We start from the raw sequence: 16,278 nt of genomic DNA on the forward strand, positions 1-16,278 counted from the left end.
GATGAGCAGGTTTGCGATCATCGGGGCGATCACGCTTTCGCTAGCTAGCGGCGGAGCGTTCAACTGCAATCCAGCGCGATTCGAGACCGGAACGAGGTCCACGATGCGAGTTCTATCGGAAGGGGCGCACAGCCCGGTTGCCGATGCTTTCCTGGCTATCGCGCGCGACGCCGAAACTTACGCGAAACTACGCGCGCTCGTGACCGATCTTCCGCAGCTTAGCGAAGATCATTTCGCTTCCAACATCGTCGTCGCCGCATTTCTCGGGCAACGCCCGACTGGCGGCTACCGCGTCACAATCGAAAGCGATGGGCGAAGAATCCGGATCGGCAGCGAAGGCCCACCGCCCGATGCTCTGGTGACACAAGTTCTGACGACGCCTTTCAAGATCGTCTCCTTACCCTGGGCGAAAGATGATCCGGTGATCATCGAAGCCGATGGTGCGTGGCAACGCATGATGCGGCCTTACCGCGTGTTGTCTGGCGAATTCAAAGTTTCGGGCGGGATCGCTGGGCGAAGCGAGAGTTTTGAGTTGACTGGCGAGTTGCGCATCATGCGCCAAGGCGATTTGGCGACGGTGTTGTTTGAACTTCAGGGGCCAAAAGCTGCACTAAGAGGCGCGGCCACTGGCAGCGTCCGCCGCGATGGCGCGGTCGAGATCGATGATTTGAGCTTCAAACCCTTGATTCCGCCGCCATGCCCGCGAGTGAGGGCGAGCGGACTGTTTACGGAGAACGAAGAGGAACTGAAGCTCAATCTCTCCCCGCAACCCTGTAATGCGACGGACGCTTTCAACGGCAGCGGGCAGTTGAATTCGAGGGCGACGGCCCCTGCTCCCAAACGCAACGATCCAAACAAAGGACGGCTGCTTTAACGGAGAGCAACCTCCTTTCAAGGATGAGGGTCGGCGAAGCGAGACGCACCTCGCTTCGCCGAGAGTCTTCAAGGCCTATCTTTGAACTGATCGTAAAGCTCAGTGTGCCGGCTGACGAGCGGGATCTGTTTTCCGTTGATGAACAGATAGCGGATGTTCGTGCGCGGTTCGAGCAGATCGCCATCGGCGACGACGAGGTTGGCGATCTTACCCGGCTCGATCGAGCCGACGCGATCGGCGATGCCCAGAATCTGTGCCGGATAGAGCGTCACGGCCTTCAGAGCTTCATCTTTAGGCAGTCCGAAAGCCGCCGCCATTCCAGCGTGATAAGGTAGATCGCGCACATGCGCGCCCGTATCTCCGGTCGAGATGCAAAAGCGCACGCCAGCCTTCTGGAGTTTGGCCGCATTTTCAAAGAGCAGATCGTATGGGTCGTCTTCGCGCATCGGTAGATCGAGCACGCCATCTAGGATCACGGGAATGTTCTTCTCATGAAGGAGCGACGCGACCTTCCACGCATCGTTTCCGCCCAAGATGATCGGCTTCAACTTCATCTCTTCGGCGAAGCGGATGACGGCGCGGATCTCCTGCTCGCGATCGGCGCGGAAGATCACAGGACGTTCACCGCGAACGTATGGGACGAGCGCTTCGAGCACAACGTTGCGATCTGGACGTGGGACGTTTCGATTGTCGCGCGCGTAAGCTTCTTGCGCGCGCGCATAAGCTTCCGCATCGCGCAACAGTTTGCGCAGGCGCTCCACCTGCTGATCGCGCGCGCGGATCGCTTCGGTTAGATCTGGCTGCCGCTGCTGCGCCTGCATGAAGGCGAATTCGGCGCGCCCGCCACCACCGACGCGCGGGAAATCGATGACGAGCGCGGCGGCGGGAACCAACGCCATCTCCCATTGGGTCGTTCCGTCAAGGTTGATGATGGCGGCTTGTCCCGCAATGATGCCGCCGCGCGGAAGCGTAGCAACGGTCGTCACGCCGTTGAAGCGCGTGACGCCGACGTGCGCGCTGTGCGGGTTGATGGCGATGATCGCTTGCGCGTTCGGGTTCATGTCGCCGATTTCGCTGAGATCCACCGTCCCGGGCGCGCCCGTCGGAACCTCGACCAAGCCGAGCGACGTTCCGGCATCGATCATTCCGGGATAGACGGTGAGGCCGCTTGCGTCTATCTCTTGCGCGCCAGCGGGGATCGAAACGTTCGCTCCGACAGCCTCGATCTTGCCGTCGCGAATGACGACCGTGCCGCGCTCGATCACCGGACCGGCAACCGTCACGATGCGCGCGTTCTTGATGGCATAAAGGCCCTGTGGACCGGTTTTGACGCGCTCGACGACGACGCGATTGAGCTGCTGCGCCCCGATTGCCGCGGCGAAGGCGAGAACGATCACGGAGAGTTTGATCGGATTAGCGGCGAGCTTTTTCATGATCATTGGTCGTAGTCACCTCCATCCCAGATGTCATCCGCATACTCGTAAGCTGTGCGGCGCGGACGGGGCACCGCCGGCGCGGGCCCTTGCGCTGGCGGGCGATTCGGTTCGGCTTGTTCTAGTTGCGCGCGCTCGCGTTCGAGCTCGGCGCGACGGGCGAGATCCTGTTGCCGATCGAAGAAGACTTCGCCATCGATCAGCGTCATCTCGACGCGCGAATAGACGCTCAACGGATGACCATTCCAGATCGCCAGATCGGCATCCTTCCCGACGTCGATCGAACCGACGCGATCGTCGATCCCCAACTGCCACGCCGGATTGAGCGTGATGAGCTTGAGCGCCTCGTCTTCGGTCAATCCGCCATACTTCATCATCTTAGCCGCTTCGATGTTCAGCCGACGCGCGCGCTCATCCGAATCAGAGTTGACCGAGACGTTGACGCCATGCCGCACCATGATCGCCGCGTTGTACGGGATCCCGTCGTAAGCCTCGATCTTGTAGCCCCAAAAGTCGGCGAAAGTGGACGCTCCTGCGCCATGGCGCGCGATCTCGCTGGCGACCTTGTAGCCTTCGAGCACGTGTTGGAAGGTGCGCACTTTGAAGCCGAACTCATCGGCCAATCGGATGAGCATCAGGATCTCGTCCGCGCGGTAACAGTGCGCGTGGACCAATCGTTTGCCTTCGAGGATTTCGACCAAAGGTTCAAGCTGTAGATCGCGCCGCGGCGGGATCAGATTCTTTTCGCCGCGCGCAAGTCGCGCTCGATACTCGTCCCACTCGGCTTTGTAATTGCGCGCGCGCGTGAAGGCGTCGCGGATCGTCTCTTCAACGCCCATGCGCGTGGCCGGATAACGGCGCGGCTGGCCCGGCAAGGCCGGAAAGTTGGACCGCTTCGGATTTTCGCCGAGCGCGAATTTGATCCCGGGCGGCGCGCCGGGAAAGATGAACTCTTCGATGGGCCGCCCGTATTTGATCTTAACGACCATGTTCTGCCCGCCGATGGCATTGGCCGACCCGTGCAGGACGTTGAGCGTGGTGACGCCTCCGGCCAACTCGCGGTAGAGATCGACATCAGTCGGATTAAGCACATCGCGGATGCGGACCATCGAGGTGACCGACAAAGTGCCCTCATTGACGGCATCGATCATCGAATGCGAATGGCAGTCGATGATCCCAGGCATGACATATTTGTCCGTCGCGTCGATTATGCGCGCGCTCGGGCTGGCGCGCAGATTCTGACCGATGGCGGCGATCTTGCCGTTGCGGATCAGAATATCCGTATTTCGCAGCGTCCCGTGCGACACAGTCAACACGGTCGCATTGCGGATCAGCGTTTCGGTCGCAGCGCCCGGGCGCGATTCGGATGATTGCTGCGCACGGGCGATCCCCGTTTGAGCGAAGAAGACGAGTAACGCAAGAAGAAGTGCCGCGTGTCTCTTCATCTTTCTCCTCCTCGAGCTTGCGGGCGCGTGCCCTTGAATGTCACAGTGCCGCGCGACGAAAAGACGGTGCCGCTCATCTGATCGCCTTGGGCAGTGCCGGAGAAGGCGAGGTTTAAGCTCTCGCCATCGAAGGTTACCGTCGTCGCAAAACGGAACCCTTCCGGCCCCACGAAACCATCGCTGATCTCAACCGTCCCGAGCGTGCTCTGGAGCGTGCCCGTGAGCGAACGCTCCCGCTGTTGCAAGGTAAGCGTGGCGGGCAACGATTGATCGCCGAGGTCGAAAGTCAAGCTCCATGTGCCGGAAAGATCGGGCACGGCACCGCCATCTTGCGGCGGTGGACCAGCACGTCGCGGCCCACCGGCGCGCGTGCCCGTAAAGTTCGCCGGGCTGCGCCCGACGATCTGCACGGAACCGCGCATCTCGTTGCCCTGCACGGTGCCGGTAAATGTCGCCTCGGTCGTCTGCCCCTCGTACTGGATGCGCGCCGTGAAGCGAAACTCACCCGCCGAACTGATCGAACCGTTAGCGATTTCGGTCGAGCCGAGATCGCCTTGCATACTGCCGCTCAACCGATCGCCCTGTTGCTGAAGGCTGAGCGTAACGCTCAATTGACGCCCTTCCGCCGACACGATGCGCAGGGCCCAATCGCCCGAAGCTCCAGCCGCCTGCCCAGGAGCCGCCGTTTCAGGACGCAGCTCCGCCGGGCGCCCGTCGATGAAGACGTAAGCGATGCGCCGGTTGCGGTCGAAGATGTCGCCGCGCGTAATGGTCAGATTGGCGATCTTGCCCGGTTCGATCGTGCCGAGCCGATCAGCGACGCCTAAGATCTCCGCCGCACGGATGGTCATCGCGCGTAACGCTTCCTCGCGCGCCAACCCGTTTTCGACTGCCCGCGCCGCGTTGTTGAGAAAATCGGCCATGTTCGTCAGCCCGCCGGATTGGAAGGCGAACGCCACTCCGGCGGCGGCGAGTCTGGCCGGATTGCGCGGCGCTTCGACGCGCAACCGAAGCACGCGCAAAGGCTCCGGATCGGCTTCAGGATTCGCGGCGGTGGTCCGGCGCGGGAAGTTGAGCGAAACGAGCACGGGGACCCTCTGTTGGCGCAAACGGTCAGCGACCTTCCACGCCTCCGTGCCACCGGCGATGATCGCCTTCAAGTTGAACTCCTGCGCCAGATCGAGCGCGCGTCGGATCTCCCGCTCCGTATCGGCGTACATCACGACGGGCAATTGCCCTTTGACGTAGGGAACGAGCGCAGCCAAAGATTTATCCGGTTCGGGCCGACGTAATCCGCGCGGATTGCGCTCGTAAGTTTGCCACGCCTGATCATAACGCTGCGCATCGAGGAACATCTGACGGATCGCCGCAAACACGCCCATCAGCGAACCCGGATAGGTGCCGCCACGAAGCGGCGTAAACCCGATATGCAAAGCGACGGGAGAACGGATGATCATCTGCTGCGGCGTGTCGCCCGCCAGATTGATCAAAGCCGATTGACCGATGAAGATGCCTTCGCGCGGCGCGGTCAAAGCGGCGGCGATCCCGGCGCTACGCGCCGCCTCGATCTGCTCGCCGCCCGGACGGATCAGATCGGCAGCCATGACCTCAGGCTGTAATCCGGGCGGCTGCGACGAGTTGGGCGCAGAGAAGCTCGGCGCCGGTTGCGCCAAAAACGCCGGCAGCTGAGCCGCACCCGGACTGGCCGTGGGCCGCGGCGAAGGCGTCGGCGCCGGGATCCCAAGCGAACTGTTCGCGTCGATCAGTCCCGGATAGACCGTCAGCCCCGTCCCATCGATCACACGCGCATCGGGCGGCGGCGAGACGTTCGCCCCGACGGCCTCGATCAGACCGTTACGGATGACGACCGTGCCGCGTTCGATCACCGGCCCGGCAACCGTCACGATGCGCGCGCCCGTTATGGCATAGGTGTTGACCGCTTCGACGGTCGCCTGCTGCTGTGCGTACAGGTGGAAGGTTGGAGAGAAAGCCAGAAGGGCCGCCATCAGATAGACGACGGCGTGACTGGATCCTACCAGAGCCTTTCGCATAAGCTTCTTCTCCGAAGTCCAATGCACGATTAGAGACTCGCCCCTAATGGCGCACGAGATTTTATAGAGCTAGATGGAAGGACTGCCGCTCGCACACCTTGCTCGATCCAACCGCCTACGAGCATGGAGAATGAGCGTTTTGGTTTTACGATTCGGCCCAAGCGAAAGTTTCAGCGGCGCGCCCGAATCGAGCGACGCGGCGCCTCGGATCTAGTTTAAAGCTTGGAAGGGAAGATGCCGGAAACTAAAGCGAGGGCCAAACTGGCCCTCGCTCGATGAAGCGTTCTACAAGAAGCTAACGCCCATTGTGGTTGGTCGCGCTCCGCGAATTCGCGTTCGTCTCCCCGCTCGCCGAAACCTTCAACTCGTCGCGAACGCTCTTTACGCCCTCGATGCTGCGCGCGATCTCAACCGCTCGATGTTTTTGCTCGGCGTTGGCGACGCTCCCCCTAAGCGTGACGACGCTATTGTCAACGTCCACGTTGATCGTCGAATCGCGCAGATCGCTCGCCGTAGTCAGAGCCGCGCGAGTTTTGAACCACAACCACAAATCCTCAGCGCCGGAACCGATGCGACTCCCGACCTCACGCGCTTCGCGCTCAAACCGCGCTCGCTCTCTTTCGAATTCTTCGCGCGAAAGTTCGCGATTCGAATTAACCGTCGCGACGTTCGCGTTGGCGTTGTGATTGACGTTCCGATTGGCGCTCGTATTGGCGTTGCTCAAATTCTCGTTAGTCGTCTCGGTCGTCTGACACCCCGCAACAGCGACGACCAAAATGAGGCCGGCGAAAAATGCCCCTTTCATTATCCCCTCCCCAATCGCTCCGTTTTCGTCAAAGCTTCAAGCCAAACGGAGCAAACCCCATGCCGCGGGAAGAGGACCCGCCCTCCGATCCGTCAATGACGCGATCTTCGCCTCGAAGCGGCGGTATGGTGATGTATTGAAGCGATGCAAATCCCAAAGATGCTGATAGATGATGAGACAGGCAAACTTACCACTGGATCGTCCCTTGCTTGCTCGTGTCGATGTCCGCTTGCGAGCCTTGTCCGAAGAAGAAAGCGCGCATCTGGTCGAGCAAGAACTCCTGCGCCTCCGGATCGGCGACGTTCAGACCGAAATGGTTAATCAACATCGTTTGCTGCTGAAGCCATTGTGACCAGCAGGGCTGGCAGATCTCTTGCGCAATCCTCTGCCCTATTTCGACCGGCACGGGCGCATAACCCAACGCCGAACGCTTCTGCCCACAACGAGCGCACTTGATCGTCTCTGACATCCTCACGCCTCCTCTTAATGCGAACCATGATACGCCATGGCGATCGCACCCACAAAATGGGCGCGGGCGGTTTCCTACTCCATTTCAATCACGCCGAAATGATTGAGCTCAATCAACGGGATCAACCGCGGGCGGTTTCCTACTCCATTTCAATCGCCATCAATCCGCTCCCCTTTCGACTCCGCCGCCGAAAGCCTACGTTCGAGCTGGCACCGATGCCGTGATCGAAGTTACAAACCATTCGATGGCGCGCTTCAGCCTGACTCTCAAGCGGCTCCGGCCAATCCTTTCTCCTCCGGTTGGAGGACGAATCTTCTGAAAGCATCGTAGGTCCAGGGCATTTTCCGTTCGAAGAGGCGGCTGAGCGCTTCGGCGTAGAGGCGGATCTCATGCTGCGCTCCCTCGCCGGTTCGCAGACGTATGAAGTTCATCAAACTGCGCGCGTTGTAGGTGACATAAAACTGCGTGTACATGCCGACCGGCAGCACGATGCGGGCCAGTTCCCGCGCCACACCCATGGCGAGCAGCTCTTGGTAACGCGCGTAACAAGCGCGGTAAGCCTCTTCGATGAGCGCGCGCCCGCGCGCGTGATCCTCTTCAGTGAACGCGCCGACGACCGATGCCTGCTTGTTTTTGGCGTCTTGAGCGCGCAACCGATCGGGCACATAGAACTCATCGGCGACCTCGACGTATCGGTAACTGATTTCGTTGTAAGAACCCATTCGATGTCTGAACCATTGCCGGGCGACGAAGATGGGCGCTTTGACGTGGAATTTGAAGACGGCCATCTCAAACGGCGTGCCGTGCTCGTGGCGCATCAGGTAATCGATCAGCCGGCGGTCGCGCTCCTCCCCCTTGGACCCTTGTCCGAAAGAGACGCGCGCCGCCTCGACAACGGCCATATCACCACCCATAAAATCCACGAGCCGCACGAATCCGCGGTCGAGCACGGGGATAAAGTTCTCCTTGGCCGCGTCCGAAGGATCTATCTCGATTCTTCGCGGATCTTTCGCTTCGCTCATCAACCATCGTCTCCGAAAGATGTGCTTACGTGCGAAGCCTTTTTACACCAAAGGGAGGGCAAGAAGAAAGCCCTCTCGGTTCGAAGTCGCCTCGCGATGCGGGAATCGCCGGGTTGCGGCCCGCTATGATCTCAGGATCGACTCGGAGCGCGGTCGTCCGAACGTCGTTTCAAGATCCTTTCTGAAAATCGCGGATGTCGCGAAAAGGCGTCTCGCGATCGGTGAAATCGGGGCGGTAATAGAAGGCGGCTCCGTCGTATTCCTGCATCCAACCCTCCTCCAGGCCGAGTTCGCCGAGCAATGAGACGGCCCGCCACCATTCCGCTTCCGTAATACGGCGCGAAAGCAGGATATAGCGGCGATCGGTCCCGGCCCGATTGGTCGGGTAGTACTGCGCCATGAGCGAAATAGCCACGCGCGGGCTCAATTCGTCGCGTATCCACTCGAGCGACTCTCTGATCCCAGCCAGATCGTTCGGCAGGACGAGCAGGCGAATGACGAGCCCGCGCTTGAGCAAACCATTCTCGTCGAAGATGAGTTCATCGCCCATCTGCCGGTACATCTCGCGAATAGCGCGGCGCGCGTGTTCCGTATAGTCGCGCACTTTCGAGTAGACGTAACCAGCCTCGGAATCGGCGTACTTCAAATCCGGAAGATAGATATCTACGATGCGGTCGAGCAGGCGCAGCACTTCGACCGAGTCATAAGCATTCGTGTTGTAGACGATGGGCAGGCGTAATCCCTTCTGTGCCGCGATCAGGATGGCGCGCGCCATCTGCGGTGCGAAATGGGTCGGGCTGACGAAATTGATGTTGTGGCAGCCGCGCTCCTGCAACTCGAGCATGATCTCGGCCAGCCGCTCATGCGTCACCTCGTTTCTCTTCTCTTCGCGGTAGTTTTGCGAGATCTGATAGTTCTGGCAGTAGACGCAGCGCAGATTGCACAGGCCGAAGAAGATGTTGCCTGCGCCGCGTTCCCCAACGAGCGCTGGCTCCTCGCCGAAGTGCGGCGTGTAAGAGGAGACGATCGGCAACCGTCCGGCATGACAGGCGGCCCGCTCATCCCTCAACCGGTCGTTCAGACAATCGCGCGGGCAGACGGTGCATCGTTCGAGCAATTTCTCGAGCGCTTCGACGCGCTCTTCCAGCTCACCCGTTTCCAATAGATCCAAGTATGATGGGCGGATCACAAGCACCTCCCCAGCGTAGATAAGATCACGAGATTTAACGATCGCTTTCGCCCCTCTCGCCAGATTTGATGAACGGTATTCTGGCCAACAGGTTCTGCTCCCTGCTCTGTTCGCGAAGCTTCGCCGGAGCGTAATATTGTCCGAGCTTCCACAGGAAATCCATCTCCGCATGGAGCGCGCTCAAGGCCAAGCGCGCTTCGAAGATCAGCAGGATGCTCCCGTAAAAGAGGCAGGAAGCGCCGGAGAGCGCGAGGATCACGGGCACCCAGCTATAGTCCGTACCGCCCGTGACGGCGAAGACGCCGATGGAGAAGCTGGTGGCGACGAAGATGCCGAGCGCGACATAAAAGACCGTCATGCTCCGCTGCAGAAGGCGCGCGCGGCTTGTCAGCTTATCCAGTTGATCGAAGATCATCGAACGCCGTTCTTCCAACATGGCCTCTCGCTCTTCGCTTCGCGCCAACTCTTCGAACCTCTCCGACAATCCGCGCACGCGATCGACCACCCGCCCCAACCGCGTCGAAGTCGAATGGCCTCTCGCTCTTCGCTCCGCGCCAACTCTTCGAACCTCTCCGACAATCCGCGCACGCGATCGACCACCCGCCCCAACCGCGTCGAAGTCGAAAGGATCAACGTCCCGCACGCGGAGATCAGCACGGCGGGCGTGATCATCGCCGTCAGCACGGCCAGAGCCGATGAGAGCGTTTCCATCTTCATTTCGACCGCTCCCGTATCTTAACGAGCTTTAGACGATCGGGGCAATGGCGAAGGGAGATTCTACTTGACATGAAAATCATTCGTAATGAAAAAAATTTTTTCGCTCTGGGATGAAATCCTGGTTCACAAAAGCGAAAGTTGTGCTATTCTCCGCAACGCATGGGCCAGAGTGTTTTGCGCGCTGAAGTGGAAGATGTGGCCTCGCCTGACGAGGCGCAATCTCTATGTTAAGCAAAGGAGCGTACAAGAATGCTTGAAAGAGACTACGGTGAGAACAGGGACAACCTCTTCTTAGGCAACGAAACCACCGGAGGCCAGGGCGAAGGCGCGCCCGGCGCCGAGGGCCCCGGAGAAGGACAAACCGGACCAGCCGTAACGCCTGCGCCAGCCCCATCGGCCAAGAAGGCCGCTAAGAAACCGGCGAAGAAAGCCGCCAAGAAGGCAGCGAAGAAAGCGGCCAAGAAACCAGCGAAGAAAGCGGCCAAAAAGGCAGCGAAGAAGTCTGCCAAGAAGGGCGGCGCGAAGAAGGCGGCCAAAAAGGCAGCGAAGAAGTCTGCCAAGAAGGGCGGCGCGAAGAAAGGTGCCGCTAAAAAAGGCGCGGCCAAGAAGGGCGGTGCTAAAGGCGGGTCAAAGAAAGTAGCTGCGAAGAAGGCGGCGAAAAAGGGCGGGCGGAAAGGCTGATCCCATCTCCGCCTCAGGAGAAGAGATCGCCCTTTTACGTAGCGATCTCTTCTCCTCAATCCGCCGCCATCACGCCTCTAAGTACCTGCGCCGGTTGATGGTCCCGCAACCCGTTTTGGTGTGAATCAGCGCAAGCCGCGATCTGCAAGATGGTTGGCCGCTGATTCGGCTATGCTGAAACAGCACGCGACTTGCGAGGAGAGCGCCCTTCTCACGGCGGCTCTAGGGGTGCCTTCTTCTTCCGCCGAAGAGGAACGCACAGAAAGGCCATTACGAACCGCCCCGACCCTCTTGGCTTTCTGGTGCAACCGCTCGCCGCGCCGCTTCTTGCGTCACGATGCAGAGGCCGTAGACCTTCTGCGCGATGAGGAGCTGTTCGAGTTCTAGTGCTTCTTTGTAGGTGAGGTTTGCGCCTTCACAGCCGCGCTCGCTGATGACGGCCCATCTTTTCTCTTCCAGTTCAGCCATCTTTCCCTTCGAGCATTGCGACCCACATCTTTCGTCCACCCACAGGCGACTCGCGAGTCAGGATGAGGAGCCGAGCGAGTTCAGATCGATCTTGTACTTCCTGATCTTGCTGTAAAGGCGCGGGCGATAGATGCCGAGGATATTCGCCGCCGCCTGTTTGTTGCCGCCTGTTCGTTGCAGCGTCCGCTCGATGACAAACTTCTCGATCTCTTCGAGCGTCATGTTCGGCGGCACGTCCCATGCCACTTGCTGCGTTCCTCCCCCCGGCAACGAACCGTTGTCGAACGGCAAGTCGTGCGGCTCGATCTTATTGCCTTTCGCCAGCAGCACGGCCCGTTCGATGACGTTCTGCAGTTCGCGCACGTTACCGGGCCACGAGTGGGCGAACAAGCGCGCATAAGCCGCTTGCGAGATGCCCGTGATCGGGCGCTGATACTTGCGCGCGTAGGTCTTCAGAAAATGTTCGGCCAAAAGCTGTATGTCTTCGGTCCGCTCGCGCAATGGCGGCACATGTATCGTGATCGTCGAGATGCGATAGAAGAGGTCGTCGCGTAGACGCCCTTCGCGGATGGCATCGGCGGGCATGCGATTGGTCGAGGTGATCAAGCGGAAGTCAGCGGCGTAGGTCTTCTCCGAGCCGAGCTTGCGATAGCTTCTGTCTTGCAGGACGCGAAGGAGTTTCGGCTGCAATTCGATGGGCATCTCCGTGATCTCGTCGAGCAAGAGCGAACCGCCAGCCGCGTGCTGCACGAGCCCGTCCTTGTCAGCGTAAGCGCCGGTGAAAGCTCCCTTGGTGTGTCCGAAAAGTTCCGATTCGATCAACTCTTTCGGCAAGGCGGCGCAGTTGACCTTGATGAAGGGTTTTTTGGCGCGATGCGAGTTATAATGGATGGCGTTGGCGATCAACTCCTTGCCCGTCCCCGACTCGCCGACGATCAGGATGTTCGCATCCGATTTGGCGACCGACTCGATCGTCTCGTAGATGTTCTGCATCGCTTTGGAGGCGCCGATGATGTTGAAATACTCGGTTCGCGTCGAAAGCTGCCGACGCATGTTCTCCGTCTCGGTGACAAGCGCCCGCCGTTCCAAAGCCTTTTCGATGAGGATATGAAGCTGATCGAACTCGAAAGGCTTTTCGACGAAGTAGAACGCGCCCGCCTTCGTCGCTTCGACCGCGCGCGTTACCGAACCGTAGCCGGTGATCATGATGACCTCCGTCGATGGGCGCGTGTCCTTGACGTGCTTGAGCACGCCCATGCCATCCATGTCTGGCAGCATAAGGTCGCAGAGGACTAGGTGATGGCCCGCTTGATCGAAGAGCTCGATCGCTTCAGCGCCGTTCGCCGCCGTATCGACCCGATAGCCCTCTGCGCTCAAGTTCTGTTTGAGCGCATCGCTCATGATCGGCTCATCGTCAACGACGAGAATGCGCACATCTTTTCTGTCCACCCTTGACGCCTCCTCACCCTGAATTTCCGTAAACGTCTCTCCAAGATGCGTGCGGATAAGCTCAAGATCCGAGCGGCAAATTCACCCGAACGAGCGCGCTCTTCCGCTCGACCCGACCTCCATGTGCGCAGACGATGCGCTCACCATACATCCGCCGTATGGAGGCCAAATGCGATTCGCTGGCTGTATCCTGCCACTCTATCACGGCCCCAGCGCCGTCGCGCTTTAGACGTATCTTCAACTGGCTGTCCCGCGCCCCCGCCCACAACGCTCGCAAAGCCTCGCTCAACGCGAGCCCATCGAACTGACCGCGGCACTCATCCGACTCGCAAACGATAGCGTGCCCACACTCGCTCCCGATACGACTGACAAGTTGCACTAAATCGATCTCGGCGCGCGTTTGCAAGGTCACGGGGCGCGCGTATCTGACCACATAGGCTAACTCTTCAGCTGCGCCGTCCAGTCCAGCGATGAGCTTATCGAGCGCCTCGAGCTCATCAACGGGACGTTCGCCCTGCGCCAGCTTCTTGCGCAGGAAGGTCGCGTAGAGCTTCAGACCGCCGAGACGGTTCTTGATGTCGTGAGCGGTTTCGGCGAAAGCCCGCCCGAGTTCGGCCAACGCCACCTGATCCATGCAAATCCTCGCCTTGGGATCTCGGGATCATCCCACAAACCCGATTTCAGTTCGGACGCCGCGCCGAGAAAGAGTGTATTAATTGAACTCACCCGGTCGCCTTCGAGTGTCGCAGTTCGATGCGTTATCTTAGCAGAAACCGCGCAGCCGCGCTAAACGTTTTTCGAGATGTCCTTTCGCCGATTTGCCTAACGGGGAGGTTTTGGCGTACAAACTTAAACCCGGAGCGAAGATGACACGAGCCGCCCACAACGCGCCGTACACGATCCTCGTGGTTGAAGATTTCGAAGACAGTCGTTTCATGATGCGGCGTCTGCTTGAGATGTGCGGCTACAAGGTCATCGAAGCGATCAACGGGCGCGAGGCGATCGAAAAAGCCCAGCGCGAATCTCCGGATCTGATCCTGATGGACCTGAGCCTGCCGGTGATAGATGGTCTCGAAGCGACGCGCCAGATGCGCCAACAGCCCGATCTACAGCGAATACCGATCATCGCCGTCTCGGCCCACGACGTGCGCGACTTTCAAGCCGAAGCGCTCGCCGCAGGGTGCGATTACTACATCGCTAAACCGGTCGATTTCGATCAGCTAGAGAGCTTGCTGCAGCGCCTTCTCCCACCGCACTAGGCGGCCAAAGAGCGCGTCGATCAAGATGGCACGAGACTTGCCATTTTGATCTGAGGCTTTGCGTGGCTCGCGTCGCTGCCTTATGGACGAGGCTAAAAGTTTATGCGAGAAGCACGATGAGTGAGGTCAAGACAGATAGCATCAAGCACAGCGTGCGAGCGCGCTTGCTGATCATGCTCGTCCTGCTTTCGCTCCCGCTGCTCATCGTGAGCCTTTTGCAGATCAACCGCTATCGGCAAAGCGTCGCCGAGCATGAGCGAATCATCGTCCAGTTAGGGGCCACAACCGCAGCCAATAAGCTCAGACTCTGGCTCGAAGAGCGCGACGGGAGCGCCGCCCCTCTGTCGAGCGACGAGATCGCTCGACTCTATGCCACCTTGCGCGACCAGTTTCCCAACAATGTGGAGGTCTCCATCGTCGTCATCGCTCCTGATGGGCGACCGCTCAACGGGGCGTCGGCGCCGCTTCAGTTGGCGCCGGTTCTGAGCAAGCAGATGTGGAGCGATGGGATCGAGCGCACGACGAGCGTTCGCCGTCTTGAGCCATACGGATGGAGCGTGGCCGTCGGGCTTCCGGAATACACTCGATCAACGTGGACCGTGCTGGCGCTGATGGCGACATGGGCTTTGGCGCTCATCACCTCGACCATGCTGGCGATCTGGGCCGTCGGGCGCTTCACGACCCCGCTCAGCCGCCTGGCCCAAGCGGTCCTCACCTTCGGCGAAGGGCGTTTTCATGAGCGAATTGCCGTGGAGACGCGCGACGAGGTCGGCCTTCTCGCCCAAAGCTTCAATGCGATGGCGGCTAGTTTGGAGGAACGCTTCACCGAACTTCAGCATCAGCGCGCTTTCACCGAGGAGGTGCTGAACAGTCTGCCGCTCGGCGTCGCCGTGCTCGACGACGCCTTGACGATCAGGAGCACCAATCCGACCTTCGCCCGTTTCATCAACAGCTCACCGGCCAATCTGATCGGCCACAACCTGTACGAAGCCGCTAGGCCGTTCTTGCCCCTGCGCGCAGCGATCGAAGATGTGCGCCGCGTCCGCCGCCCTTTCATCAATTACAGTTTGAAGATAAAGCTCGACGAGCGGGCCGAGCAGGAGACCTTCTGGGATGTGATCCTGTGGCCCATCCGCGAATCGGTCGCGCGCGCCGATCTGATCTTGATCATCTCGGAGGTATCGGATCGCGTGCGGGCCGAGCGCCTCGCCCATTCCGCCTTTGCGGCGGAGCGGGCGCGCGCCGCAGAGCTGGAGAGCGTCGTCAACCAGATGGACGAAGGCGTCATCATCGTCGATGCCCAAGGCGCATATCGCGTCAATCCGAAGGCGGCGCGCATCCTCGCGCTCGAACCGAACGAACGGGGCGAGAGCATCTGGCGTCTGCTCAACTCACTTCACCTGCTCACGCTCGACGGCAAACGCTTGGCCCCGATCGAGACGCCGCTCGGGCGCGCCTTGGAGCGCGGCGAACCCGTAAGCAACGAGCGACTGCTTTTCGTCACCTTCGCTCAAGAGGAGCGGATCATCGATATTAGCGCCACGCCGCTCATCGGCGAACGTGGCCGACACGATGGCGCCGTCGCCGTATTCCGCGACGTGACGGAAGAGGTGAGCCACCACAGAAAACTGGCCGAAGCCTATGAACGGCTGCGCGAACATGATCGCTTGAAATCGGCTTTCGTCGCCAACGTCAGCCACGAACTGCGCACGCCGCTCAACGTCATCATCGGCCTCTGCCGCCTGCTCGAACGTGATAGCGAGACGCCGCTCAGCCCGCTGCAACACGAGATCGTCGAGCGCATGGAACGCAACGCGCGCGCGCTTTTAACCCAAGTCAATGCGCTGCTCGATTACTCGCGCCTCGAAGCGGGGCGCGCCGGGCTGCGGCTCGAGCGCGTCGATGTCGCGCGCCTCATCTCGTCTTTGGTCGGAGACTTCGCCGAAGAGGCGCGCGCCAAAGGAATCGAATTGATTACACAGATCGCGCCCGATCTCGACACGGTGACGACCGATCGCGATAAGCTCGCCCAAGTCATCTTCAACCTCTTGAGCAACGCCATCAAATTCACGCGAGATGGCATCGTCACGATCAGAGCCGCGAATGGGGACGAAGATTCCTGGTATCTCGAAGTGAGCGACACGGGGATCGGCATCCCGGAGAAGACTTTGCCCTTCATCTTCGAAGGTTTCCGGCAGGCCGACGACCGTCTGACGCGCGCCTACGGCGGCGTCGGTCTAGGATTGGCGATCACGCACAAGATCGTCCAGTTGCTCGGCGGCGAGATCGCAGTCGAAAGTCGCGTTGGACACGGGAGCCGCTTCCGCATCGTCTGGCCGCGAACCGTCGCGCAACGGACCGGAACCGGATCGCTGATCAATGGCCCACAGGCCCGCCAATGAGCTTGCGCCTGGCA

The 16,278-nt window shown here is 60.1% G+C and carries 16 protein-coding genes; 4 read left to right on the forward strand and 12 right to left on the reverse strand.

Translation table 11 applies throughout. From position 1 onward, the window contains the following. Nucleotide 1 precedes the first annotated feature (1 nt). Nucleotides 2–874, forward strand: a complete 873-nt coding sequence (locus tag PYK22_RS13105; protein WP_157770876.1) for a protease complex subunit PrcB family protein — start codon at nucleotides 2–4, stop codon at nucleotides 872–874. Nucleotides 875–942: 68 nt separating this feature from the next. Here the strand turns inward: PYK22_RS13105 and PYK22_RS13110 are convergent, their stop codons facing one another. From PYK22_RS13110 to PYK22_RS17425, 9 genes are all read right to left on the reverse strand, one after another. Next, entirely contained in the window at nucleotides 943–2,313 is a 1,371-nt protein-coding gene (locus PYK22_RS13110) for an amidohydrolase family protein (protein ID WP_060635657.1), read from the reverse strand. Further along, nucleotides 2,310–3,752, reverse strand: a complete 1,443-nt coding sequence (locus PYK22_RS13115) for an amidohydrolase (protein WP_083437848.1) — start codon at nucleotides 3,750–3,752, stop codon at nucleotides 2,310–2,312. Before PYK22_RS13115 ends, PYK22_RS13110 begins: the two co-directional genes overlap by 4 nt. After that, nucleotides 3,749–5,803: an amidohydrolase family protein gene (locus PYK22_RS16875; protein ID WP_060635658.1), complete on the reverse strand. Its 2,055-nt coding sequence runs from the start codon at nucleotides 5,801–5,803 to the stop codon at nucleotides 3,749–3,751. Before PYK22_RS16875 ends, PYK22_RS13115 begins: the two co-directional genes overlap by 4 nt. Nucleotides 5,804–6,098: 295 nt before the next feature. Next, complete coding sequence (locus tag PYK22_RS16880) at nucleotides 6,099–6,608, reverse strand: BON domain-containing protein (RefSeq protein ID WP_060635659.1); 510 nt, start codon at nucleotides 6,606–6,608, stop codon at nucleotides 6,099–6,101. Nucleotides 6,609–6,795: 187 nt separating this feature from the next. Next, a complete protein-coding gene (locus PYK22_RS13130; protein WP_041977986.1) occupies nucleotides 6,796–7,077 on the reverse strand; it encodes an oxidative damage protection protein in 282 nt (93 codons plus the stop codon). 266 nt (nucleotides 7,078–7,343) lie between these two features. Then, nucleotides 7,344–7,991 carry an FAD-dependent thymidylate synthase gene (thyX, locus tag PYK22_RS13140; protein ID WP_041978984.1) on the reverse strand — a complete coding sequence of 216 codons (648 nt, stop codon included), beginning with the start codon at nucleotides 7,989–7,991 and terminating at the stop codon, nucleotides 7,344–7,346. Between the two features lie 277 nt (nucleotides 7,992–8,268). Then, entirely contained in the window at nucleotides 8,269–9,285 is a 1,017-nt protein-coding gene (locus PYK22_RS13145) for a radical SAM protein (RefSeq protein ID WP_408003173.1), read from the reverse strand. Nucleotides 9,286–9,322: 37 nt separating this feature from the next. Then, nucleotides 9,323–9,724: a DUF2721 domain-containing protein gene (locus PYK22_RS17955; protein WP_099606193.1), complete on the reverse strand. Its 402-nt coding sequence runs from the start codon at nucleotides 9,722–9,724 to the stop codon at nucleotides 9,323–9,325. Then, nucleotides 9,700–10,005 (reverse strand): DUF2721 domain-containing protein, encoded by a 306-nt coding sequence (locus tag PYK22_RS17425; protein ID WP_099606194.1) that lies wholly within the window; start codon nucleotides 10,003–10,005, stop codon nucleotides 9,700–9,702. Before PYK22_RS17425 ends, PYK22_RS17955 begins: the two co-directional genes overlap by 25 nt. A 249-nt stretch (nucleotides 10,006–10,254) precedes the next feature. Here PYK22_RS17425 and PYK22_RS13155 point away from each other — a divergent pair, with 249 nt between their 5' ends. Then, the gene (locus PYK22_RS13155; protein WP_175577165.1) at nucleotides 10,255–10,686 is read left to right on the forward strand and encodes a hypothetical protein; all 432 of its coding nucleotides are present in this window, start codon (nucleotides 10,255–10,257) and stop codon (nucleotides 10,684–10,686) included. A 270-nt stretch (nucleotides 10,687–10,956) separates the two neighbouring features. Here the strand turns inward: PYK22_RS13155 and PYK22_RS13160 are convergent, their stop codons facing one another. The 3 genes from PYK22_RS13160 to PYK22_RS13170 form a co-directional block, all read right to left on the reverse strand. Further along, nucleotides 10,957–11,154, reverse strand: coding sequence for a hypothetical protein (locus PYK22_RS13160; RefSeq protein WP_041977991.1), 198 nt, complete (start codon nucleotides 11,152–11,154; stop codon nucleotides 10,957–10,959). Between the two features lie 57 nt (nucleotides 11,155–11,211). Beyond that, nucleotides 11,212–12,603, reverse strand: a complete 1,392-nt coding sequence (locus PYK22_RS13165) for a sigma-54-dependent transcriptional regulator (RefSeq protein ID WP_060635662.1) — start codon at nucleotides 12,601–12,603, stop codon at nucleotides 11,212–11,214. 61 nt (nucleotides 12,604–12,664) lie between these two features. Next, a complete protein-coding gene (locus PYK22_RS13170) occupies nucleotides 12,665–13,237 on the reverse strand; it encodes a sensor histidine kinase (protein ID WP_041977993.1) in 573 nt (190 codons plus the stop codon). Between the two features lie 232 nt (nucleotides 13,238–13,469). Between PYK22_RS13170 and PYK22_RS13175 the strand changes: the two genes are divergently transcribed. Both PYK22_RS13175 and PYK22_RS16890 read left to right on the forward strand, forming a co-directional pair. Beyond that, nucleotides 13,470–13,862, forward strand: coding sequence for a response regulator (locus PYK22_RS13175; RefSeq protein WP_041978996.1), 393 nt, complete (start codon nucleotides 13,470–13,472; stop codon nucleotides 13,860–13,862). Nucleotides 13,863–13,978: 116 nt separating this feature from the next. After that, nucleotides 13,979–16,264, forward strand: a complete 2,286-nt coding sequence (locus PYK22_RS16890) for an ATP-binding protein (protein ID WP_157770878.1) — start codon at nucleotides 13,979–13,981, stop codon at nucleotides 16,262–16,264. Nucleotides 16,265–16,278: the final 14 nt, after the last annotated feature.

The organism is Pyrinomonas methylaliphatogenes, from assembly GCF_000820845.2.
Classification (GTDB): Bacteria; Acidobacteriota; Blastocatellia; order Pyrinomonadales; family Pyrinomonadaceae; genus Pyrinomonas; species Pyrinomonas methylaliphatogenes.